This is a genomic window from Latilactobacillus sakei subsp. sakei DSM 20017 = JCM 1157 (genome assembly GCF_002370355.1).
Taxonomy (GTDB): domain Bacteria; phylum Bacillota; class Bacilli; order Lactobacillales; family Lactobacillaceae; genus Latilactobacillus; species Latilactobacillus sakei.
The window spans coordinates 179,268-203,266 of record NZ_AP017929.1 but is presented as its reverse complement, the minus strand read 5'-3'; the positions used below and the strand labels follow the sequence as shown (position 1 = coordinate 203,266).

The following is a 23,999-nucleotide window of genomic DNA, read 5'->3' as shown; positions in this document are numbered from 1 at the left end:
AAGAGATGAATAAAAAACGATTGGGCATAGTCGCTCTTTTATTAATGGTCGCAATGGTGGTTGCCGGTTGTGGTCAGACTAAACAGACTACCAAGGGTATTCAGGTGGTCTCGTCACTAGATTTCTACGGTGAAGCTGCGCAAGCGGTCTTAGGCAAGCACGGGCAAGTAACATCAATTATTAACAGCCCTAGTTTAGATCCCCATTCATACGAACCAACAACTCAAGATGCTAAGAAGGTTGCACAAGCCGATGTTGTGATTGAAAATGGTCTGGGCTACGATCAATGGTTATCCAAGGTGGCAGCCAGTTCGGATTCAGATCAGCAAACAATGATCACCGTTAATAAACTAATGAAACGAACAGATGGCGACAATGAACATTTATGGTATGATTTAGAGACCATGCCAACACTCACTAAACAATTAATCACGCGTTTTAGTAAGATTGATCCAGCGCATAAAGCTGATTTTCAAAAGAACGGTCAAGCTTACTTGAAGAAATTAGCGGGTTTGAAAACACAATTGGCAGGGCTCAAGGCGCAAGCTAAGGGCCAAAAAGTGGCGGTCAGTGAACCAGTCTTCGATTATGCGTTGAAAGAAATGGGTTATCAAGTTGCTAACCAACATTTTGCTAAAGCCATCGAAGACGGTACGGATCCATCACCACAAGATATCGACGCTATGCGTCAACTCATTAAAAAACATCAAATTGCCTTTTTAGTTGTTAACAAGCAAGAAGAAAGTCGGACGATTAAAGAGATGCACCAATTAGCAACGAAGGAAAAAGTCCCAGTTGTTCAGGTGACAGAAACACTACCAGCTAAACAAACCTATTTAACTTGGATGCAGCAGCAATTTGATGCAGTAGGAAAGGCTCAAAACGTAAAATGACAGAATTAGTAAGTGCCAAAAATTTAGGAATGACCTTCAGTAATCGTCAGGTTCTAAAGGATCTTAATTTTAAAATTGAACGTGGTAGCATGACGAGTTTGATTGGTCCTAACGGTGTTGGTAAAACAACCCTCGTGCGAATCTTAATCGGCAGTTTGCAACCGACCGCCGGCGAGTTGACCTTTTTACCGGATAAACAAAGTTTAAATATTGGCTATGTGCCGCAATTTCGGAATTTAGAAGCGGAATACCCACTCTCTATTCGGAGCTTTGTTAGCCTTAACCAATTAACCAAGCATCTGCCTTGGCATACGAAGTCAGAGCACCAAGCGTTAGATAAGATTTTGGCCCAGACGCATTTGACGGCCCTTCAAAAAACAACAGTTGGCAATGCTTCTGGTGGCGAAAAGCAAAAGGCGTACCTCGCGCAAGCTTTAATCAGTGAACCGGATCTCTTGATTCTAGATGAATCAACAGCCAGTTTGGATATTGAAACTAAAGAAGAAGTGATGGCACTAGTGGCAGAGCTAAATCGTCTGCACGGTTTAACCGTGATTTTTGTCACCCATGATCTAGACTTAGCGCGTAAGTATACGGATCAATATTTATTCTTGAAGCGCGGTCAATACGAAATGGGGCCAATGAGTCAATTAGACCCTAACCTAGAATTAGATTAAAGCGGAGGACGGTTGAGTGTTAACTTTTGATTTTATGCGGCATGCGTTTGTCGCCAGTACGTTTATTGCAATTACATGTGGTTTAATCGGGGTCTTTGTTGTCGCTAGAAATATGTCGTTTTTAGCGCATACGCTTGCCGAGATTGGCTTTGCGGGTGCTTCATTTGGTGTCTTCTTAGGCATCGCACCGCTAAACGGGATGTTATTGTTTACGATGATTAGTTCGATTACAATTGGCCAGATGAGTGCCAAGGAATCAAGACGAGAAGCGTCGATTAGTGCGATTTCAAGTTTGTTTGTCGGTCTAGGCATTTTATTCTTGTCGTTATCTAACCGCAATGCGAGTTACGCAACAAATATCTTATTTGGTTCAATTATCGGGATCAGTTTAACGGATGTTTATCAGTTAATTACGTTATCAGCAGTTATTGTAGTCGGCATCTTACTTTTCTACCGGTACTTGGTCTTTGATTCATATGATTCAATTGGCGCCCAAGCACAAGGCTTGAAGACCAATTGGTTATCGATTTATTTCTTAATTCTCTTGGCAATTAGTGTTAGTATTGCGGCCCAAATTGTGGGTTCATTACTAGTCTTTATCTTAGTGACTTTACCAGCGTTCATTGCGAAATATCTCGCTAAGAGTGTGCCGGCAATGTTGGCAGTTTCTGTTGGAGCTGCTTTGTTAGGCGTTTGGTTAGGTTTATGGCTAGGGTATATTACCAACTGGCCAGTAACTTTCTTCATCGCAACGCTAGAATTTATCTTTTACTTTATTGCACTTTTATATCATCAACATGTTAGTCATTAAAAAAAGTCTGGCCACTGGCCAGACTTTTTTTATAGTTACATATCAGCAAGTAATGCTTCTAATTGATCGAGGCGTTGTTCAAAAACATCAAAGGCGCGTTCAAGATAATCGGCGTTCGTCATATCCACACCGGCTTTTTGCATCGTTTCAATTGGGTAACTGGCACTCCCGTTTTTGAGGTAGGTCAGATAGTTGTCGAGTGCACCCGGTTGGTTCGTACTGATTTGATCAGCGAGGGTTGTCGCAGCGGCAAAACCAGTTGCATATTGATAAACGTAATAGTTCATGTAAAAATGGGGAATCCGAGCCCATTCTAAGGCAATTTGAGGATCCTTGGCAACGGCATCACCATAGTAGCGGGCGTTTAAGTCAGCGTAGTAAGTTGACATGAAATCAGCCGTTAGAGGGGTTCCGTTGGCTGCTGCATCGTGAATATAATGTTCGAATTCGGCAAATTGTGTTTGGCGGAAGACGGTCCCTTTGAAACCATCAAGGTAGTAGTTCAACAAGTAGGCTTGAACTTTGGGATCCTTTTGGGTCTTCAAAAGATATTCAGTAAGGAGATTTTCATTCGTTGTGGACGCAATTTCAGCGATGAAGATTGGATAATCGCCATAAACGTAAGGTTGATTGTGACGTGTTAAATAACTGTGGACACTGTGGCCGGTTTCGTGGACCAGTGTGTATAAGTTGTTAAGATCGTCTTGCCAATTCAAGAGAATGAACGGATTAGTGTCATATGCGCCGCCAGAGTAAGCGCCACTGCGCTTGCCTTTGTTTTCAACGACATCAATTTGTCGTTGATCGAAGATTTGGTCCACAATTGGGGTGTATTCAGGCCCTAAGACGGCTAATGCTTCGCGCGCTGTTGCTTGCGCTTGTGGATAAGTGTAGCTCAAAGCGGGTTTGCCTAAAAGTGGTGTGTATAAGTCATACATATGCAATTGCGGTAATGCTAATTGCTTTTGGCGTAATTTAACATAACGATGCAATAATGGCAGATGTTGGTTCACTTGGTCGACTAAGGTTGTGTAGACTGATTCGGGAATGGCCTTAGGCGCGAGGGCTGCTTGGCGCGCACTGTCGTAGTGATGGACTTGAGCGAGGTAGTTGTGCCCTTTGATTTCAGTCGCAAGGGTTGTCGCAAACGTATTTTTGAATTGATCGTAAGTACTATAGAGCGCTTCGAAGACGTCTTGGCGGACCTGGCGATCGGTTGATTGTAACAATTGGCTATAGAGGCCGTTTGATAATTGATGCGTTTGGCCGGTTTCATCGACAACGTCTGGGAATTGAATATCTGAGTTATCCAAAACACTAAAGGTTTGACTAGCAGCACCAAAGATATCGCCAGCAGCGGCAATTAGGGCTTCTTCTTGACCTGATAAGACATGCTCGCGGCTATCAGTGATAGTCTGGATAAAATGTTGATAACTTTTAAGTGCTGGCTCATTGGTCTGCCAGTCAGTTAATTGGTCAACGGGAATTTCGAGGATAGCGGGTTCTAAAAAGGCGGCCGCCGCTGAAACGTCAGCTGCTAAAGCATCGACCTGAGCTTGATAACCTTGATAAGTGGTATTAGTTGTATCCTGATCGTTTTTCATGCTAGCGTAAACGTAGACCGTTTCTAATTGTCTAAAGAGCGTTAGCACTTGTTCAATCGTTATTACGAGTTGATCAGCCGTTTTAAACGGTTGGTTATATTGTTCAAGTGCTGGTAGTGCTTGTTTCAATGCCGCAACAGCTGCCTCAAAATCTGAGTCATTTTTGAAAATGGTACTGAGATCCCAGGTTGAGTTTTCAGGGACTTCGGATCGTGTGGGTAATTTGTGAATTGCCATAATAAACCTCCGTAAAATATGAATAATTAAACATATTCTAGCATAGTTCAGAGATAATTCAGCCACGAAACCTTTCAAAATAAATATTAAAATTGTATAACTTTTCTTAAAAACGATTGTTTGCTTTGATAATTCGGCTATAATGACAACATACATAACATTCGCGCTAGTACAACATAGAAGGGAACCACTTATGCAGAATTCTAACTTTTTTGGCTCAAGAGAAGATAAATACAAAAAAGGCAAACGCCATCGAAAATTAAAAATATTCCTATTAATCATCGTGATTCTCGTCTTTTCAGGTGGCGCGTATGCGATGCGGGTCAGTAGCCAATTGAAGTCTGCAGCTGATAAAATCAATAAATCGGAAGCCACTTCTAAAGCGATTAAAAATAAAAAGGCCTTTTCAATCTTATTACTAGGTGTTGATACCGGTGCTGAAGGGCGAATTGACAAAGGTAATTCAGATACAATGATTGTTGCAACCGTCAATCCTAAAAAAGAACAAGTTAAGTTAGTCAGCATTCCGCGGGATACTTTAGCGGAATTACAAGGCACGAAGTCTTTTGATATGCAAAAAATTAACGCAGCCTATAATGTTGGCGGCTCTAAAATGGCTAAAAAAACTGTTGAGAAGATGTTTGATGTCCCTATCGACTATTACGTAACGATTAACATGGGGGCCTTATCGAAAATCGTTGATGCTGTTGGTGGTGTTGATGTTAACGTCCCATTCTCGTTCAAATATAATACGACCTTTAAAAAGGGTAAGATGCATCTAACCGGGAAAGAAGCGTTAGATTATTCACGGATGCGCTATGATGATAAAGATGGGGACTATGGCCGTCAAAAACGGCAACGCCAAGTCATTACGTCGTTGATTAAATCAGCAGTTTCCTTCAAGTCCCTCACCAATTATGAATCAATCTTGAAGACGCTAGAAGATAGCGTCGCAACGGATCTAAGTTTTGATGACATGGTGGCCATTCAATCTGATTACCGGACAGCGGCGAAATCAATTACTTCTGATTACCTCAAGGGGCGTAATGCAACAATCGATGGCTCATCATACCAAGTGCCAACAACCAGTGAAATTCAACGCGTGTCAGATGTTTTACGGACGTCACTTGGGTTAGAGAAAACGAATATTGATAATGCGGAAACAAAACAAAATGCATTAAACACGAACTTTGCGGCAACGGAATATCAAGATGAATTTACGATTTATCCAGAAAGTGTCCTAAAAGATGGCACGACAACAAGTGAAGCAGCCAGCACGACAACGACTGAAGATAATACCACTCAATATTCCCAAAGTGCACCACAGTCAAACTGGCAACAGCCCCAACAGGAGCAGTCTCAGTGGCAAAGTAGTTACTAAGATGGTTTGATAAAATAACAGTCAAAAACAGCGTCATCAAGTTTACTTGATGACGCTGTTTTTGTTATAACCAGTTTACTTTTAGTGCCGATAACGGTATTATTTGTAATGGTACAAAAAGACAAACAAAGGATGTGGCGGAACGTGTATTTGCTTGTAAATGTGATAGGGTTATTAGTTTTTATTGGAGTCGGCTTTCTTTTTTCAAAGAAAAAGAAGGATATCGATTGGCGCTCAGTTTTAATTATGTTAGTGATTAACCTTGTATTAGCTTGGTTCTTAACAAGTTTTTCAGTTGGTCGGGACATCGTTTTAGGTGCTGCCAACGGGTTTAATTGGCTCGTTCAAGTTGCTTACACGGGGATTGCATTCGCATTACCAAGTTGGGTAAATGTTAAACAGATGGATTTCGTAGCCAGTGTGTTACTCCCCATCCTAATGATTATTCCATTATTTGATATCTTAACTTATATCGGTGTCTTACCATGGATTATCAAATGGTTAGGCCGTGGGTTAGCTAAAATCACGGGACAACCTAAGTTCGAATCATTTTTCGCAGTTGAAATGATGTTTTTAGGGAATACAGAAGCATTAGCTGTTTCAAGCTTACAATTGAAACAAATGAAGGCAGAACGGACATTGACGCTTGCGATGATGTCAATGAGTTGTGTGACGGCTTCAATTATCGGGGCTTACACACAAATGATGCCAGGACAATTTATCTTAACCGCTATTCCGGTCAATATTATTAACGCTATTATTGTGACCAACATTTTAAATCCGGTTAAAGTGACACCAGAAGAAGACACAATCGCCAAAATGGGTGGTAGTGGTTCAGCAGTTGGCGAAGAAGAAGCTGCTGACGGTAAGATTGAACGCGAACCATTCTTCTCATTCTTAGGTGATTCAATTTTAAATGCCGGTAAATTAGTTTTAATCATCACAGCTAACGTCATCGCCTTTGTTGCTTTGGCAGCGTTGATTGATAAAGTATTACAATTATTTAACCCTTGGATTACCCTTGAACATCTTCTAGGAATCGTGATGTTCCCATTTGCCTGGTTGATGGGCTTAGATGTCAGCCACGCCTTTGAATTTGCACAATATATGGGCACGAAGTTAGTAACGAACGAATTCGTTGTCATGGGTAAAGTTCAAAATTCAATCACAACTTTTGCACCACATTATCAAGCAGTTTTAACCGTTTTTGTCACATCATTTGCCAACTTCTCAACAGTCGGCATGATCATCGGCGCCTTCAAGGGCTTAGTTGATCGTGAAAAGAATGATATGATTGCTAAAAACGTCGGCTACATGCTCTTATCTGGGATTTTAGTCTCATTACTCTCTGCTGCAACGGTTGGTTTATTCGTTTGGTAGAAAAAAATAACAAAAAAACTGGATTTGGTAGTGACAAATTCAGCATAAAATAGTATTATAGTAGGGTGCTATTGCGAAGTTGCAATAACATCATACTTTATTGGGCTATGGCCAAGCGGTAAGGCAACAGGTTTTGATCCTGTCATGCGCTGGTTCGAATCCAGCTAGCCCAACTCAAGAATCGTTGAAGAAGTGTTAAGTAGATAACTATTTAACACTTTTTTTGTACGCTAAAAAAAGTAGACGCCCGGACAGAATCCTGTATAATGAGGCAGGAACTAAAAAGGACTTAAAAGGAGTTTGGCATGGCTGATTTAGTTTATCAAACAATTATTGCAGATTTAAAAAAGGCAATTAATGCGGGTGCTTATCCCAGCATGAAATTACCCGACGAAAGAACGTTGACGGAACATTATCAGGTTAGTCGTAGTTCGGTGAAGCGGGCGTTAAACGTTATGGCTAATCAAGGCATCATTTTTAAGAAACGCGGTTCAGGCACCTTTATTAATCCTTTATATTTAAAGAGTGGTTCATTTTTTAATTACAGCGGCTCTAATCTAGGGGTTACCGATAGCTTTAAGGCTGGCGATCGAAAACCGGGAATTAAGTTATTAGATTTCCAAGTCATCAAGCCCAGTGCAGAATTGCAACGGGACTTATTTTTGGAACCAGATGATTTTGTATACGAAATCAAGCGACTCCGGTTGTTTGATGACGAACCGTTCATGATTGAAACCGGGTTTATCCCCATTAAGATTATGCCGGGACTGACCGAAAAAATTATTTCCGGTTCAATTTTTAATTATTTAGAAACGGAAAAAAATCAAGAAGTGACGCGCGCCTTCTTATCAATTTTTGCAGAACCTTCTACGCAAGATGATCAAGATCAGCTGCAACTAAAGCCAACTGAACCCGTGGGCATCATGGAAGGCATCTTCTTTTTGGATGATGGCACGCCATTTGAATTTTCAACAATGCGACTTCATTATCAGTACATGAAATACAATACTTTTGTTTCAGTCAGCGGTCGGGAATAGACCGTTATTTTTATCTTTTTAAAATTGGTACGACCCAATATAATAAATGGTTGACTTTTAGTTTTTATCTAGTATGATAAGTATGTAAGCAGAAACATAAAAGTTGCAAATCACGCAACTTATTCATAAAGTGAACCTATCAGAAGCTTTTTTAAAAAAAGGAGTGCTATTACGATGACAGATTATTCAAGTAAAGAATACCTTGCTAAAGTTGATGCATTTTGGCGAGCAGCTAACTATATCTCAGTAGGCCAATTATATTTAAAAGACAATCCATTATTACAACGTCCCTTAGAAGCAAAAGACGTTAAAGTTAAACCAATCGGACACTGGGGCACAATCTCAGGTCAAAACTTCTTATACGCACATTTGAACCGTGCCATTAACAAGTACGACTTGAACATGTTCTACGTTGAAGGCCCAGGTCATGGTGGCCAAGTCATGGTTTCAAATTCATACTTAGACGGTAGTTATACAGAAATCTACCCAGAAATTTCTCAAGATGTTGATGGGATGAAGAAATTATTCAAACAATTCTCATTCCCAGGCGGCGTTGCTTCTCATGCTGCTCCTGAAACACCTGGTTCAATCCACGAAGGTGGCGAACTTGGTTATTCATTATCACACGGTGTCGGTGCAATTTTAGACAACCCAGACGTCATCGCAGCTGTTGTTGTTGGTGATGGGGAAGCTGAAACTGGCCCATTGGCAGCATCATGGTTATCAAGCACATTTATCAATCCTAAAAATGATGGTGCTGTCTTACCAATCTTGAACTTAAATGGTTTCAAGATTTCTAACCCAACAATCCTTTCACGTAAGAGTGACGAAGAATTAACAAAATACTTCGAAGGTAACGGTTGGGCACCAATCTTTGTTGAAGGCGACGATCCTGAAAAAATGCACCCAGCAACTGCTGCTGCAATGGATGAAGCCATCGAAAAGATCCAAGCGATTCAAAAAGCTGCTCGCGAAAACGGCGATACATCACGTCCAGTATGGCCAATGATCGTCTTCCGCGCTCCTAAAGGCTGGACTGGTCCTAAGACATGGGATGGCGTACCAATCGAAAATTCATTCCGTGCACATCAAATTCCAGTGCCAATTGATAGCACTGACATGCAACATGCCGATGCATTAGTTGATTGGATGAAGTCATATCGTCCAGAAGAATTATTTACAGCTGAAGGTCAATTAAAACCTGAAATCGCTGCAATGGCACCTAAGGGCGACAAACGAATGGCTGCTAACCCAATTACAAATGGTGGGATTGATCCTAAACCACTTCGCTTGCCAGATTACCGTGACTACGCTGTGGATAACACAGAACATGGTAAAGTTGTTGCGCAAGACATGATTGTTTTAGGTGAATATGTCCGCGATATTATTAAAGACAATGATCAAAACAAAAACTTCAGAATCTTTGGCCCTGACGAAACAATGTCAAACCGTTTGAACCACATCTTTGATGTGACAAACCGTCAATGGATGGAACCAATCAAAGAACCAAATGATCAATTCATGGCAACAGAAGGCCGTGTCCTTGATTCACAATTATCAGAACATCAAGCTGAAGGCTGGTTAGAAGGCTATGTCTTAACAGGTCGTCACGGCTTCTTCGCAAGTTACGAATCATTCTTGCGCGTTGTGGATTCAATGTTAACACAACACTTCAAGTGGTTAAGAAAAGCAGACGAACAAGCATGGCGTAACAAGTATCCTTCATTGAACGTGATTGCAACCTCAACTGTTTTCCAACAAGATCACAATGGTTACACTCACCAAGATCCAGGTGTCTTAACGCACTTAGCTGAAAAGAAACCTGAATTCATCCGTGAATACTTACCAGCTGATGCCAACACATTATTGGCAACAATGAATACTGTCTTCCAAAGCCAAGAAAAGATTAACTTAGTGATTGCTTCAAAACACCCACGTCAACAATGGTTCTCAATTGATGAAGCAACTGTCTTAGTTAAAAACGGCTTGAAGATTATTGATTGGGCAAGTACAGATCAAGATGCTGAACCAGACGTTGTGATTGCAGCTGCTGGGACAGAACCAACACTTGAAAGTTTGGCTGCTATCTCAATCTTGCACAAACAATACCCTGACATGAAGATTCGTTTCATTAACGTTGTTGATCTATTGAAACTTCGTTCACCTAAAGTGGATCCTCGTGGCTTAACAGATGAAGAATTCGATATGTACTTTACAAAAGACAAACCAGTTGTCTTCGCTTTCCATGGTTTCGAAGGCTTAGTGCGTGACATCTTCTTCGATCGTCACAACCATAACCTCCATGTTCATGGCTATCGTGAAAATGGTGATATTACAACACCATTCGACATGCGTGTCTTGAATCAAATGGATCGTTACAACTTATCTAAAGAAGTCGCAATTGACGTGCTTGGTGACCAAGCTGGCCAATTCGCACAATCAATGGATGATATGGTTGCTAAACACAACCAATACATTCGTGATGAAGGTACTGATTTACCTGAAGTTGAAGAATGGCAATGGACACCACTCCGTTAACAGAGTGAAAGTGCGTTTGAACCGGTTATCTTCTGAGCATTAACTGGATTTGACGAATTGACGATGTAATCGTCGATTCGGTAAATTTGGTTAAGCGCAGGAAGATGGTTCAAAAAGCACGTTTAAACTATAGAATTCTGCTATCAGAAGAAGGGTCTGAGACAAATCAATTTTGTCCCAGACTCTTTTTTTATGGATTCCTAGTGACTGAGCCTTTATTTTTAGGGTTAATAACGGTAAACTAGAAGACAAGTATAATTTTAGAAAGAGGCGTTTTTATTTATGGCAAAGAACAAAATCCGTGTACGATATGCACCAAGTCCAACTGGGCATTTGCACATTGGGAATGCTAGAACCGCATTATTTAATTACTTATTTGCACGTCACAATAAGGGAACTTTCGTTATCCGGATCGAAGATACAGATACGAAAAGAAACATTGCAGACGGTGAAAACAGTCAGTTAGATAACTTAAAATGGTTAGGCATGGATTGGGATGAAGGTCCAGACAAACCTGGTAACTATGGTCCTTACCGCCAATCAGAACGTCGCGAAATCTATACACCCCTTATTCAAGAATTAGTTGAAAAGGGTCTTGCTTACGAATCATATAAAACAGAAGATGAATTAACGGCAGAACGTGAAGCACAAAAAGCTGCTGGTGAAGCACCTCGTTACGTTTACGAATATGAAGGTATGAGCGATGATGAAATTAAGGCCAGCCAAGAAGCTGCTAGAGCAAAATGCTTGCAACCAGTTGTTCGTCTTCGTTTACCTAAGGATCATGTTTATAAGTTTGATGACATCGTTAAAGGTGAAATCAGCTTTGAATCAGATCGTTTAGGTGGCGACTTTGTCATCATGAAACGTGACGGCATGCCAACTTATAACTTTGCCGTTGTCGTTGATGATCATTTGATGGAAATCACACACGTTTTACGTGGGGACGATCATATCGCCAACACACCAAAACAATTGGCCGTTTACGAAGCCTTTGGCTGGGAACCACCAATTTTTGGTCACATGACATTAATCATCAATACTGAAACAGGTAAGAAACTAAGTAAACGTGATGAATCTGTGCTTCAATTTATCGAACAATATCGCGAATTGGGTTACCTACCAGAAGCGATGTTTAACTTTATTGCTTTATTAGGTTGGTCACCAGTTGGCGAAAGCGAATTGTTTAACCGTCAAGAATTCATCAAACAATTTGATCCAAAACGTTTGAGCAAATCGCCTGCTAGTTTCGATCAAAAGAAACTCGAATGGGTAAATAACCAATACGTTAAACAATCAGATCCTAACAAGATCATGGATCTTTCATTGGACAGCTTGATTAAAGCGGGTAAAATCGCCGAAAATCCTGATAGCAAGACTATCGAATGGGCGCGTCATTTGATCGCGTTATACCAAGATCAAATGAGTTACACAGCTCAAATCGTTGAAATGTCAGATGTCTTCTTCGAAGAACCTGAACAATTAGATGCAGAAGCGCTTGAAGAATTAAATAACGAAACAGCACCGGTTGTTTTGAAGGAATTCAGCGAACGCTTGAAAGATTTGACATTATTCACAGCACCACGGATTATGCAAATTATCAAAGGCATCCAAAAAGATACGAAGATCAAAGGTCGTCTATTGTACATGCCAATTCGGATTGCAACGACGCGCGAAATGCATGGCCCATCATTACCAGATTCAATCGAATTACTAGGTAAAGATCGTGTCTTAGCACATCTTGAAAAAACATTAGCCGAAATTAAATAAAGAAAAAGTGTCACGGATAATTAATCTGTGACACTTTTTTTGTATCAGATATTAAGATTTTACAAGCACTTGGTGTAACCCCTTACATTTAGCTGTATACTAGAAATAAAATAGCGTCAGTAGAGGGATTTAGGATGAAAGTTTTAACTTTTGGTGAAATGTTAATGCGTTTGAAGACGCCGGGGAATCAACGTTTATTACAAGCGGATAGTTTCGAAGCCTCATATGGTGGTGCAGAAGCGAACGTCGCTGTTTCGTTGGCACTTTTAGGGGATCAGGTCGCTTATTTAACGAAGTTGCCGGAGAATCTATTAGGGCAAAAGGGTATGCAAACTTTGCGGGGATACGGTGTTGATACGACTAAGATTCAATACGGTGATGGCCGCTTGGGTTTATATTTCTTTGAAAAAGGTGCCAGTGTTCGTTCAACTAATGTTGTTTATGATCGGGCACATAGTAGTTTTGCGACAATGACCGCTAGTGAATTCGATTGGGCAACGATTTTTGAAGATATTGATTATTTCTATTTCTCAGGGATTACACCCGCCATTTCGGCTGAATTGGCGCAAGCAGCCGAGACAGCTTGCCAATATTGTCAAGCTCACGATATTCCAGTAGTTTGTGATTTAAACTACCGCGGGAAGTTATGGTCACCAGAACAGGCGCAAGCAACGATTAAACGCTTAATGCCGTATGTCACGATCTGTATTGCTCATGATGAAGACTTTGAAGCAACACTCGGAATTCAAGCCTTTGATGGGGATGAGAGTCACGGTATCGCGCAAAAAGAATCTTTTAAAGCAGCGATGCAACAAGTCCGGCAGATTTTCCCTAACTGCCAAATGGTTGCCAGCATCTTACGGAATATTCGGTCCGTTGAAGATAGCGAGTGGCTAGCATTGTTATTAAAGGATGACCAATTCTTTGAAACGGGCACTTATCAAATGCACGTTATGGAAGGGGTCGCTGCCGGAGATGCCTTTGGCGCGGGCTTAATGCACGGGTTATTAAATAACTTTACGCCTGATGAGATGTTGCAATTCGGCTTAGCAGCTAGTGTGGCCAAATTGACGATTGCTGGCGACTTTAATTTAATTGGTGAAGCAGAAATTGAAGCAATCGCACAAAGTGGCGGCGGTGCCCGCTTATCACGATAAATAATGGTTAGCGCTATCAATGTAACCGTTTTAATTGTATAATTAACTTATACAATTAGGAGGTACTGATTATGACAAAAAAAGTAGCGTTTATTACAGGTGCAGCACAAGGAATTGGTAAAGCCATCGCGCACCGTCTTTCAAATGACGGTTTTGCAGTTGCCATCGCTGATTTCAATTTAGAAGGTGCCCAAGCAGTTGCAGCTGAAATTAACGAAACGGGCCGGGCTATCGCAGTTAAGGTTGACGTTTCTGATCGTGATCAAGTATTTGCAGCAGTTGAAACAACGGTTGCTGAACTGGGTGGGTTAGATGTTGTTGTGAATAACGCAGGTGTCGGCCCAACAACCCCAATCGAAACCATTACACCAAAACAATTTGAAAAAGTATATGCGATTAATGTTGGTAGTGTTTACTGGGGCATTCAAGCAGCCGTTAAAGCCTTCAGAGACCTTGGTCATGGTGGCAAAATCATCAATGCTTCATCACAAGCTGGGCAAGTCGGTAATCCAGAACTTGCTTTATATGGTGGCACTAAATTTGCGATTCGGGGGATTACACAAACTGCAGCCCGTGATTTAGCTGATCAAGGGATTACGGTTAATGCTTATTGTCCAGGGATCGTTAAAACACCAATGATGATGGATATCGCACATAAAGTTGGTCAAAATGCGGGCAAAGATGATGAATGGGGCATGCAACAATTTGCCAAAGACATCACTTTAGGTCGCTTATCAGAACCAGAAGATGTGGCAGCCTGTGTTGCTTATTTGGCTGGACCAGATTCTAATTATATGACTGGTCAAGCTTTAATTATCGATGGCGGCATGGTTTTCAATTAAAAATATTAAAAAGGGCACGTACAAGCTAACTTGTACGTGCCCTTTTTAGGTTAGAGTTGAATGATTTTTAAAAGTGCAGCCGATACTTCTTCACGCTTATCTTCAGGGAGTTGCGTTAGGTAATGCACCAACTTTAAGGTTTGAGCACCTGATAGTGCTGGATCGCCAAAAAAGTCAATTAGCTCAATCCCCAATGCTTCGGCAATATCGTTGAGTTTCTTAATTTTTAAGTTATCAACTTCACCGCGTTCAATCCGAGAAATAAAGCTGTAAGAACTGCCAGATTTCTCGGCCAGTTCTTCAATGGTTAGCCCTAGCTGCTTACGGTGTTCGCGAATCATCTGACTAATTGTATCTAGCATTCGGTAAGCTCCTATCATGATTATCTAACTTTAACGATAGAGGTTTCTTTAAATTGTTAAAAGAGCGTAAAAGCTATCTTTTTGTAAAAAAAGTAGCAATAATGATTCGTTAACGGTATAATACAACTATTAATTATCAGATTTTAAGCAGGGGACTGTCAATTTTAAGAACTGGTGGTTAAAAATGATATTGGGGGATATTAATGATGAAAAAGAGTTACAGTCTTATCTTAACGGTTGCGGTGGTTAGCTTATTGGGCGCTTGTTCAGCTAAAGGTGAACAAACAACCAAATCAACTAGTACTAGTACCAGCCATTCTAAAAAAGTGACATCAGTAACCAGCAGTCAAAAGCAAGTCCGTAAAGAAACGACTTCGAGTGTGTCGCGGACAAAACAGCAAGCACAATCACAGTCGCAGACCAAACAAGCAAAGGCGTTGTGGGATAGTAGCAAGAAACAAGCCTTGGCAACCTTTATGAGTGGTTGGGGAACGACGATGGGCCAAACGTATCAATCTTACGATTTAACACGGGATACTGATTATGCTGGTATTCATTTTCCTAGTAAGTTAGCCCAGACCGATTTAGCGGTCGACGATACGCCAGTGACGGCGGCTTGGAGTACTGATGGTACCGGTAGTGCGGACTATAACGTTGTTGCAATCTATTGCGATGTCGATGGCGGGACAGTTGGGGGTCACTTATACTTATTTACGTTCCATAATGGGCAACCAGTGGTCTTGATAAGGGGACACCAGATAACCGGCTCCATTTCAGCGTCACTGCTAATACGGATTTGAAGACGGGCTTTGCCAATATTGTTAGTGGGCAAGGCAGTGGACAGGCAAATACGAGTCAACCGACGACTAGTGCGGTGAGTCCTATTTCGGCAGCCGAAGCACAAGCGATAGTGGCCGCGCAAAACATCCAATACAGAGAAGAACAAGGAGAACCTGCGGGGAATAAAACAAGCTTAGCAGGTGGCGGTATTGTTCTAAAGCAATACGCTGGCGCACAAGGTATCGATATTATTAAGCTAACTCCTAAACCGGGGAACAAGGTTAACATCACCGTTCAAAATGGTTCTCTTAGAGATGGCCAAGCCGGTGAGACGGCACCCATTTCCCAAAATATCACGGTTGATCGCTAAAAAAGAAGAGGTACCGACAATTTCTTGTCGGTACCTCTTTTTGATAGTTCTCGTTTTATTGTCGGGTTCGATCGATTTCGGCTCTGATTTCCTTAAAGCTTTGTTCTGTTTCTTGACCATTATTGACGGCCACCATCATGAAGAGGCTATCGATAAGACTGATTTGGGCGATTAAAGCATGCAGCGCTTCGGCCCGATAATTAGTTTCTTCTGAAATTGAAAGTAAGGTGATATCGCCGAGCTTGGCAAGACTTGAATTACCGAAACTGGTGATGACAATCAGTGGGACTTGGCGCTCTTTTAGAATGCGGGCGAGTTCTAAAGCGTCCTTATTTTGACCACTGTGTGAAATGATAATCGCGCAATCTTGATTAGTTAGTTTTGTCGCTTGCATGAGTTGTAGATGATAATCTTGGTTGAAGACTGTGGGGATGCTGGTTCTGAGGAATTTGTGGTAACCATCTTGGGCCACAATCCCGGAAGCCCCCAAACCAAATAAACTAAGCAGATGGGCGCGGTTGATTAAGGCGACCGCTTTTTGAAGTTGTTCTTCAGTTAATAGCGACCAAGTAGCTTTTAGCGCGTTGCTGTTAGAACTGAAGATTTTTTCGGCCATCGTTGTAAAAGTATCGTTTGCATTGATTTCATGAAAAAGTGGTGAGGTGTTGGCTTCTTTGGCCAGGAGTGCCATCTTGAAGGCTTGAAAATTATCGAAGCCCAATATTTTAGCGAAACGTGAAATTGTCGCGGTGGAGACCCCACAGTTGGCGGCAAATTCTTGAATCGTTAAACGCTGATTGAATTGTGATTCTTGGAAGATGTAGTCAGCGATTTGCTTATATTTTTCGCTAAAATTATCATAATAAGATCGTAATAATGAATCGATTGCTTGCGCCATTGTCGGGACCCCCTAGTAATGATTAGCCCTAGTATAGCATAAAAATAAAAATACGAAAATAATTTTCTATAAAACGCTTGCATTGTGAAAAAAATTTACATATAATGAGTTTGTAAGATAAAAGGATAAGCAGATAGGGGACTTAAAAATGAAATTAGCAATGGTCGGTTTAGGCAAAATGGGTATCAACTTAGTAGCCAACTTACGACGGAACGGTCACGAAGTTGTGGCTTTTGATTTAAATCAAGCAGCGGTTGAAGAAGCCGTTAACTTAGGTGCCACAGCGGCAACGGATTTAGACGATGTTTTAGCACAATTAACGAGTCCTCGAATTGTGTGGGTCATGTTACCAGCTGGTAAACCAACAGATGCCACGATTCAAACATTAAGCGAAAAAATGAATGCCGGAGATATGGTGATTGACGGTGGTAATTCATTCTTTGAAGATTCAGAACGCCATAATGCACTTTTAAAAGAACAAGGGATTCATTTCTTCGACGCTGGCACTTCAGGCGGGATGAGTGGTGCCAACGCTAATGGGAACTTTATGATCGGTGGCGATAGCCCTGAAGCCTTCAAGACAATCGAACCCATCTTTAAATCAATCGCCCAAGAAGATGGCTACCTGTACACAGGTAAAGCTGGGAGTGGTCATTACTTGAAGATGGTCCATAATGGGATTGAATACGGGATGATGCAATCAATCGCAGAAGGTTTTGATGTCTTAGAACATGGCCGTTTCGAATATGACAACGAAGCAGTTGCCAAGGTTTGGAGTAACGGTTCAGTCATTCGCGGTTGGCTAATGGAATTAGCACAATCAGCCTTTTCTAAAGATCCAGAATTAGAATCCTTAAAAGGTGTTATGCATTCTTCAGGTGAAGGTCAATGGACATTGGATGAAGCCTTGAAATTACAAGTACCAACGCCAGTAATTGGGTTATCATTGATGATGCGTTATCGCTCACTTGAAGATGATACCTTTACAGGCAAAGTTGTTGCCGCTTTAAGAAACGAATTTGGTGGCCACGCTGTCGATAAGAAATAATTCGGTTTTAAACAACAAACAAACGAGGTAATTAATGATGAAATATATGATTGGTGCCGATATTGGAACAACAAGTACGAAAGCTGTCCTATATGATCTAAAAGGGAATGTGAAGGCCTATGCTAACGTTGGCTATCCACTATACCAAAATGTACCTGATATGGCGGAAGAAGATCCAGATGAAATCTTCGAAGCTGTTGTGGAAGTACTGGGAAAAGTAATGCGCAAAGGACATGTACAAGCTGGCGAATTACAAGGTGTTAGTTTCTCAGCTGCAATGCATAGTTTAATTTTGATGGATCGTAACCATCAACCGTTGACACGGGCGATTACTTGGGCGGATAACCGCGCTGCTAAATATAGTAACGAATTAAAGGCCAATGGATTAGGGCACGAGATTTATCAACATACCGGAACGCCTATCCACCCGATGGCACCATTATCAAAAATCATTTGGTTGCGTCATGAACAACCAGACCTCTTCAAACAAGCAGCACAATTCATTGATATTAAAACATATGTTTTCCAAAAATTATTCCATACTTACAAGATGGAATATTCAATCGCTTCAGCAACTGGCTTGTTCAATATCTTCAATTTAGATTGGGATCAACAAGCTCTTGAAGTAGCCGGGATTACCCGCGACCAATTACCAGAATTAGTTGAACCAACTGCACAAATTACAGGTTTAGATACAACTTACAGTCAAGAAACGGGTATCAGTAGTGATGTCCCATTTATCTTTGGTGCGAGTGATGGCGTTCTATCTAACTTAGGGGTTAATGCAATCGATCCTGGCGTTTTGGCAGTGACAATTGGGACCAGTGGTGCAGTTCGAGTGGTGGTTGATAAACCAGTCGTTGATCCAAATGGTCGATTATTCTGTTACGCTTTAACCAAGGACAAGTGGGTTGTCGGTGGACCTGTTAACAACGGTGGAATCGTCTTCCGTTGGGTTCGTGACCAACTCTTTGCACCTGAAAAATTAACGGCTGAACAGATGCAAGTATCAACCTATGATCTTTTGACGCAAATTGCTGAAAAGATTCCAGCCGGTTCAGACGGGTTGTTATTCCACCCATACTTGGGCGGCGAACGAGCACCAATTTGGGATTCTGATGCACGTGGTTCATTCTTTGGCTTAACACGTCAACATACACGGGCCCACATGGTACGTGCAGCACTAGAAGGGATTGTTTACAATCTCTACATGGTGATGTTAATGATCGAAGGCGTTGCTGGTAAACCTAAGAGTATTCAAGCAACCGGTGGTTTTGCCCGTTCAGAATTATGGCGTCAAATGTTAGCTGATATCTTCGAACAAGATGTGACGATTCCAGAAAGTTTTGAAAGTTCATGTTTAGGCGCCGCAGTTTTAGGGATGTATTCATTAGGTTTAGTGGATGATCTCTCAGCTGTTAAAGACATGATTGGTGTGACAAATGTTCACGAACCAAAAGCAGAAAACTTCGACGTTTACCGCGAACTAATTCCAATTTGGATTCGCCTCACTCGGGAATTGAGTCCAGAATACAGTGCAATTGCTGATTTCCAACGCAGACATATGCAAGTTAAAGAAGCAACTAAGGATTAAAGATTAAACGTTCAATCACCAAAAGTGGGATTGAGCGTTTAATTTGTTAATTTAATGTAAACGCAAACAAAATAGAAAGTGGGAATGGTTATGGAACTCTTAGTCTTATTTTTAGGCATCATGTTATTATTACTACTCATTATTAAGTTCAAACTGAACACGTTTGTTTCGTTAGTGTTAACAGCAATGGTCGTGGGTGTCGGTTTAGGGATGCCGCTGACTAAAATTGCAACTAGCGTTCAAAATGGGATTGGCGGACAATTAGGCGAATTATCAATCGTCTTTGGGTTTGGTGCCATGATGGGCCGGCTCGTTGCTGATGCTGGTGGGGCGTTTAGAATCGCCCACACATTGATTGATAAATTTGGTAAGAAACGACTCCAAATCGCGATTATGTTGGCGTCATTTATTATCGGGATTGCCTTATTCTTCGAAGTTGGGATGGTCCTATTAGTCCCAATCGTCTTTGCGATTGCCGTTGAAGCGAGCGTACCGATTTTATACTTGGGGATTCCAATGGCTGCCGCTTTATCTGTGACTCATGGTTTCTTACCACCACATCCAGCACCAACAGCCATTACATCTGCTTTAGGAGCTAATGCGGGACACGTTTTATTGTACGGTGTCATCATTGCGATTCCATCTGTGATTATTGCAGGGCCACTCTTTACCAAAGTGGCACGTAAAATGATTCCAGACGCCTTTGCACGCCAAGGAAACTTGACGGCACTTGGTCCTCAGAAAACTTTTAAATTAGAAGAGACGCCAAGTTTCGGTATTAGTGTTGTGACTTCATTATTCCCAGTAATTTTAATGGCGATCACAACGGTTTACCAAATGTTATTCAACGGTGGTTCGCTACCAAAGAATCCAACGTTATTAGATTCAATCATTGGTTTTATCGGGACACCAGCGATTGCGATGACCATTTCATTGTTATTAGCAATGTACACAATGGGCTGGGGTCGTCGTATTAAGACACCAGCAATCATGAAAACAATTGAAGAAGCGGTCAAATCAATCGCCATGTTACTCTTAGTAATTGGTGGGGGCGGGGCCTTCAAACAAATCTTAATCGATGGCGGTGTTGGCGATAGCGTGACAACATTATTCGCGCATGCGAGCTTATCACCACTTGTCTTAGGTTGGTTAATCGCCGTTGTCTTGCGGATTGCGCTTGGTTCAGCAACCGTTGCGTCATTGACAGCAGCTGGTTTAGTCTTACCATTGATGCAATCAGCAGGCGTGAACCCTGCTTTGATGGTGCTTTCAATCGGTGCTGGTAGTTTAGCAGCATCACACGTTAACGATGCTGGTTTCTGGATGTTTAAGGAATACTTCGACTTAAGCGTTAAGGAAACATTGGCAACTTGGACCGTCCTAGAAACATTAATTTCAATTGTCGGTTTAGTTGGCGTATTACTATTGAGTTTAGTTGTCTAAAAAAGTTATTATTCAAAAGAGTTGCGGCAAAATTTATTTTGTCGGAACTCTTTTTTTAATGATTAAGCGGTAGCGCTTGCAACGAGTGGCACGCTCCCCTATAGTTAAAGAGAAGTAAATTCAGGAGGGTTATTGCATGATTGAAAAGAGAGTACTCTCGGCAACCGATGAACCAGCATTTTATGACCTCACCCAATACGCCTTTAATAAACCGGATAGTGAGCAACGGCGGTTATTCTTCCAAAAACTGTATCAGAACAGTGTCGGTTTTGGTGTTTTTGATCAGGGTCATTTGAAGAGTAGTTTATTAGCGACGCCGTTTGATGTTAATTTCAAAGGGCAAACATTTAAGATGAGTGGCATTGGTTATGTTGCCAGTTACCCAGAATTTTCGGGCCAAGGTGGCATCTCTGATTTAATGCACTTAGCCTTTGAACGGATGCAAGCAGATGGGGTTACACTATCTTATTTAGCACCTTTTTCGTATCCTTTTTATCGTCGTTTTGGTTATGAACAAGCTTTCGAGCAAACCTGTTATCAGATTAAAACGGCGAACTTGCCACGTCTTAAATTTGCGCCAGATCAGGGGTACGTTGAACGGTTATCGTTAAGCGCAGCCGTGCCGTTGATCAGTGCCTTCCAACAGCAACATCCGCATAACCAGGTCGGCGGTATCCAACGGGCCGCGTGGTGGTGGCAGTATAATTGTTTGAAGCATACTGATTGGGAAGTAGCCGTTTATACTGACGGCGACCAACAAGTAGCAGGCTATGTGATTTATAGCCGTCAGGCGACAACTCTAGAGATTCAAGAGTTATTGACATCAACGGTTGCCAGTCAGGAACAACTTGTTAAGTTTATTTTCAAACACCAATCGGCCTATCAAACCATTCGCTATGAGAGTGGTTTAACAACTAACTTGGGTGATTTATTACCGGATCCGACAATTGTTGAAACAACAACGGTACCTTATATGATGGCGCGGATTGTGTCGTTGGCTGATTTCTTAGCACGTTATCCGTATGAAGTAGCGGACCTTGAGGCAGTGAAGATTGCTGTTAGTGATGACTTTTTACCCGAGAATAGTGGTGTTTGGCAATTGAGTTTACACGCGGGCCAACCGACGGTAACGAAATTGGCGAGCCAAACGGCGGATATCACAGTAACCATTCAGCAGCTCACCAAGGCAATGATGGGTTACCGCACACTGGCATCGCAAGCGCATTACGGTCAGGTCAGTGGTGATGCGGTCAAAATTGCTCAATTAAGCGCGGCCTTCAATCAGACGCAACCGATGTTGTGGGACTATTTTTAACACAAATAAAAAGAGCACCAAGACATTAGGTCTTGGTGCTCTTTGTGATTAGATTAAGAAGTAGCCAAATGTTCCTAAGATGATTAAGAACAAGAAGTTCATACCAGTAAAGACGACTAAGAATTTACCAATATCTTTACCCCAGCCTTTTTTGAAACGTTTGTAAGCAATTAAGTTAGCAAGTGAGGCGAACATTGTGCCGACCCCACCGATGTTGATGGCTAAGAACATTGCGTGACTGTGGTTGGTGAAGCTTGATAGTAAAATTTCAGTTGGGACATTAGCGATTAATTGACAACTAATGAGGCCTGTAAGATAGGTTTGTTTAGCAGTACCAACAAGTGAACGCATGAAAGTGGCGATTGTTGGGATGTGGCTTAAGTTACCAACTGCGATGAAGAAGCAGAAGAAAGTTAACAATAAACCATAATCGACTGTTTTGAAAAGCTTCGGATCAAATACTAAAATCGCAATGATGACCAAGATAGGTGTGACCCATAATGGAATCAATGAGAAGACTGCTAAGAAAACAACCACTGTGAGGGGGACGAAATACCATAAAGGCCCTTTTTCAACTTCAACTGGATGGAGACCATGGAGTTTGATGGGTTCCTTTGGAAAAAGAAACGTTGTGGCGGTCAACATAATGATACTAACAATTAAGACCGGGATTGAATATTCAAAGAAATGGCGAATCGTCATATGGTAGAACGATACGAGGAAAATATTGTGCGGGCTCCCAAATGGTGTGAGGGATGAACCGAGATTAGCCGAAATCGTGATTAACGTGACAGGTAAAATCGGTGAAAAATCAAGTTGCCGCGCAATTAGGATGAACAACGGTACAAAAGTTAAGACCGTCATATCATTGGTTAGAAACATTGCCCCAACAAAGGTCAATGCCAAGAGCATCTGCATTAAAGCACGTTTGGAATGACTCTTAATAATCAGTTCCCGTGCGAAGTAATCGAGCACATGTAGTCGTTGATAAACTTGGACGAGTGTCATAATACAAAAGACACTGACGATCACGTGAAAATTAACGTAACTAAGATGGGGGCGATTGAAAAATGAGGTGACAATAGCTGCAATCGTTGCGGCGAGAAGTAATTTGTCATCTAAGAAAAAATCTCGGATGTTCAAAGCAATGTTTTTCATATCGTTTAAGTTATCCTCTTTATATTAAGATTAAAAAAGCACTATTCCAATTCTAGACTGTTTTTGGCGATAAAAACAGAAAAATTTACAATATATACATAATTTTTACAATAGCTAGAATCCCATTTTACTAAAGGCGGATGACTATTTAAGCAATTTTTAAGTCATTTAACTGCTAAAGTGCTGCGTAATTCAGTATAATAGTAATAGAAGGAAGCGGTTAATTTTTGATTGCTTCTTGAGCGCAACTCCGCTATATTAGGATTATTATTGATTATTTAAGAAGAAGGTGGCGCACATGAAAGATGCCCCAAGACATACAGTCATATTAGGAATTGTCGCTGCAGTGATTTCAATCATCTGTGGCATGTTAATTTTGTACAGTATTTTACACGTTAGTTTGTGGCTTTCAATTTTAGCGAGTGTCATTATTGGACTCTATCTAGGCTATAACACTTTTTATAGTACCTATTTAGCCGAAATGATTAAAATTGAGGTTATCAATCAAGGTTTGGACAGCAAGGATTTAGCTGAATTGATGCACGGGAATGCCAAGGACTATCCTATTATTCGTGGTGATTTACGATTGATTATTCCACGGCGGAAACGTGCGGAATTATTGGCTAAGCTACGCGATCGGGTAGGCTGAGCGGTTTTGCTTCCGCATTAGAACTGTGTTAACATTAACCTAACTTATTGAAAAG

At 41.3% G+C, this 23,999-nt stretch carries 21 protein-coding genes and 1 tRNA gene; 18 read left to right on the top strand and 4 right to left on the bottom strand.

Going from position 1 to position 23,999, the window contains the following annotated elements:
- Nucleotides 1-5 precede the first annotated feature (5 nt).
- Genes LEUCM_RS01095 through LEUCM_RS01085 form a run of 3 tightly spaced genes read left to right on the top strand, consistent with a single transcriptional unit; the run spans nucleotide 6 to nucleotide 2,381 of the window.
- Entirely contained in the window at nucleotides 6-893 is an 888-nt protein-coding gene (locus tag LEUCM_RS01095; RefSeq protein WP_025016199.1) for a metal ABC transporter solute-binding protein, Zn/Mn family, read from the top strand.
- Nucleotides 890-1,570, top strand: a complete 681-nt coding sequence (locus tag LEUCM_RS01090) for a metal ABC transporter ATP-binding protein (protein WP_025016198.1) — start codon at nucleotides 890-892, stop codon at nucleotides 1,568-1,570. Before LEUCM_RS01095 ends, LEUCM_RS01090 begins: the two co-directional genes overlap by 4 nt.
- Before the next feature lie 34 nt (nucleotides 1,571-1,604).
- A complete protein-coding gene (locus LEUCM_RS01085; RefSeq protein WP_011373994.1) occupies nucleotides 1,605-2,381 on the top strand; it encodes a metal ABC transporter permease in 777 nt (258 codons plus the stop codon).
- 35 nt (nucleotides 2,382-2,416) lie between these two features.
- On the opposite strand, the gene pepF is transcribed toward LEUCM_RS01085, so the two are convergent.
- Entirely contained in the window at nucleotides 2,417-4,216 is a 1,800-nt protein-coding gene (gene pepF, locus LEUCM_RS01080; protein WP_025016197.1) for an oligoendopeptidase F, read from the bottom strand.
- A gap of 199 nt (nucleotides 4,217-4,415) precedes the next feature.
- Between pepF and LEUCM_RS01075 the strand changes: the two genes are divergently transcribed.
- From LEUCM_RS01075 to LEUCM_RS01040, 8 genes are all read left to right on the top strand, one after another.
- Nucleotides 4,416-5,603: an LCP family glycopolymer transferase gene (locus LEUCM_RS01075; RefSeq protein WP_035147014.1), complete on the top strand. Its 1,188-nt coding sequence runs from the start codon at nucleotides 4,416-4,418 to the stop codon at nucleotides 5,601-5,603.
- A gap of 144 nt (nucleotides 5,604-5,747) precedes the next feature.
- Nucleotides 5,748-6,983: a NupC/NupG family nucleoside CNT transporter gene (locus LEUCM_RS01070; RefSeq protein ID WP_011373997.1), complete on the top strand. Its 1,236-nt coding sequence runs from the start codon at nucleotides 5,748-5,750 to the stop codon at nucleotides 6,981-6,983.
- Between the two features lie 101 nt (nucleotides 6,984-7,084).
- Nucleotides 7,085-7,156, top strand: a tRNA-Gln gene (locus LEUCM_RS01065).
- A gap of 132 nt (nucleotides 7,157-7,288) precedes the next feature.
- On the top strand, nucleotides 7,289-8,020 hold the full coding sequence (locus LEUCM_RS01060; protein ID WP_011373998.1) for a GntR family transcriptional regulator: 732 nt from the start codon (nucleotides 7,289-7,291) through the stop codon (nucleotides 8,018-8,020).
- 174 nt (nucleotides 8,021-8,194) lie between these two features.
- Nucleotides 8,195-10,558: a phosphoketolase family protein gene (locus LEUCM_RS01055; protein WP_011373999.1), complete on the top strand. Its 2,364-nt coding sequence runs from the start codon at nucleotides 8,195-8,197 to the stop codon at nucleotides 10,556-10,558.
- 282 nt (nucleotides 10,559-10,840) lie between these two features.
- Nucleotides 10,841-12,328 carry a glutamate--tRNA ligase gene (gene gltX / locus LEUCM_RS01050; RefSeq protein ID WP_016264585.1) on the top strand — a complete coding sequence of 496 codons (1,488 nt, stop codon included), beginning with the start codon at nucleotides 10,841-10,843 and terminating at the stop codon, nucleotides 12,326-12,328.
- 134 nt (nucleotides 12,329-12,462) lie between these two features.
- Nucleotides 12,463-13,485: a sugar kinase gene (locus LEUCM_RS01045; protein ID WP_016264586.1), complete on the top strand. Its 1,023-nt coding sequence runs from the start codon at nucleotides 12,463-12,465 to the stop codon at nucleotides 13,483-13,485.
- Between the two features lie 71 nt (nucleotides 13,486-13,556).
- A complete protein-coding gene (locus LEUCM_RS01040) occupies nucleotides 13,557-14,327 on the top strand; it encodes a (S)-acetoin forming diacetyl reductase (protein WP_016264587.1) in 771 nt (256 codons plus the stop codon).
- A gap of 50 nt (nucleotides 14,328-14,377) precedes the next feature.
- On the opposite strand, the gene LEUCM_RS01035 is transcribed toward LEUCM_RS01040, so the two are convergent.
- Nucleotides 14,378-14,689 (bottom strand): helix-turn-helix domain-containing protein, encoded by a 312-nt coding sequence (locus LEUCM_RS01035; protein ID WP_011374003.1) that lies wholly within the window; start codon nucleotides 14,687-14,689, stop codon nucleotides 14,378-14,380.
- Nucleotides 14,690-14,892: 203 nt separating this feature from the next.
- Here LEUCM_RS01035 and LEUCM_RS01030 point away from each other — a divergent pair, with 203 nt between their 5' ends.
- Together LEUCM_RS01030 and LEUCM_RS01025 are read left to right on the top strand one after the other, a co-directional pair.
- Nucleotides 14,893-15,489 carry a DUF4767 domain-containing protein gene (locus LEUCM_RS01030; protein WP_025016195.1) on the top strand — a complete coding sequence of 199 codons (597 nt, stop codon included), beginning with the start codon at nucleotides 14,893-14,895 and terminating at the stop codon, nucleotides 15,487-15,489.
- The gene (locus LEUCM_RS01025) at nucleotides 15,486-15,839 is read left to right on the top strand and encodes a hypothetical protein (protein ID WP_011374005.1); all 354 of its coding nucleotides are present in this window, start codon (nucleotides 15,486-15,488) and stop codon (nucleotides 15,837-15,839) included. Before LEUCM_RS01030 ends, LEUCM_RS01025 begins: the two co-directional genes overlap by 4 nt.
- Nucleotides 15,840-15,894: 55 nt before the next feature.
- On the opposite strand, the gene LEUCM_RS01020 is transcribed toward LEUCM_RS01025, so the two are convergent.
- The gene (locus tag LEUCM_RS01020; protein WP_011374006.1) at nucleotides 15,895-16,737 is read right to left on the bottom strand and encodes a MurR/RpiR family transcriptional regulator; all 843 of its coding nucleotides are present in this window, start codon (nucleotides 16,735-16,737) and stop codon (nucleotides 15,895-15,897) included.
- Between the two features lie 148 nt (nucleotides 16,738-16,885).
- Here LEUCM_RS01020 and gnd point away from each other — a divergent pair, with 148 nt between their 5' ends.
- From gnd to LEUCM_RS01000, 4 genes are all read left to right on the top strand, one after another.
- The gene (gnd, locus tag LEUCM_RS01015; protein ID WP_011374007.1) at nucleotides 16,886-17,785 is read left to right on the top strand and encodes a phosphogluconate dehydrogenase (NAD(+)-dependent, decarboxylating); all 900 of its coding nucleotides are present in this window, start codon (nucleotides 16,886-16,888) and stop codon (nucleotides 17,783-17,785) included.
- Between the two features lie 37 nt (nucleotides 17,786-17,822).
- Complete coding sequence (gene gntK, locus LEUCM_RS01010) at nucleotides 17,823-19,379, top strand: gluconokinase (RefSeq protein ID WP_025016194.1); 1,557 nt, start codon at nucleotides 17,823-17,825, stop codon at nucleotides 19,377-19,379.
- Between the two features lie 90 nt (nucleotides 19,380-19,469).
- The gene (locus LEUCM_RS01005; RefSeq protein WP_016264591.1) at nucleotides 19,470-20,822 is read left to right on the top strand and encodes a gluconate:H+ symporter; all 1,353 of its coding nucleotides are present in this window, start codon (nucleotides 19,470-19,472) and stop codon (nucleotides 20,820-20,822) included.
- A gap of 136 nt (nucleotides 20,823-20,958) precedes the next feature.
- The gene (locus tag LEUCM_RS01000) at nucleotides 20,959-22,137 is read left to right on the top strand and encodes a GNAT family N-acetyltransferase (RefSeq protein ID WP_025016193.1); all 1,179 of its coding nucleotides are present in this window, start codon (nucleotides 20,959-20,961) and stop codon (nucleotides 22,135-22,137) included.
- 48 nt (nucleotides 22,138-22,185) lie between these two features.
- Here the strand turns inward: LEUCM_RS01000 and LEUCM_RS00995 are convergent, their stop codons facing one another.
- Nucleotides 22,186-23,295 (bottom strand): SLC13 family permease, encoded by a 1,110-nt coding sequence (locus LEUCM_RS00995; RefSeq protein WP_011374012.1) that lies wholly within the window; start codon nucleotides 23,293-23,295, stop codon nucleotides 22,186-22,188.
- Nucleotides 23,296-23,593: 298 nt separating this feature from the next.
- On the opposite strand from LEUCM_RS00995, the gene LEUCM_RS00990 reads away from it, so the two are divergent.
- Nucleotides 23,594-23,944 carry a hypothetical protein gene (locus LEUCM_RS00990; protein ID WP_011374013.1) on the top strand — a complete coding sequence of 117 codons (351 nt, stop codon included), beginning with the start codon at nucleotides 23,594-23,596 and terminating at the stop codon, nucleotides 23,942-23,944.
- The last annotated feature ends 55 nt before the right edge of the window (nucleotides 23,945-23,999 follow it).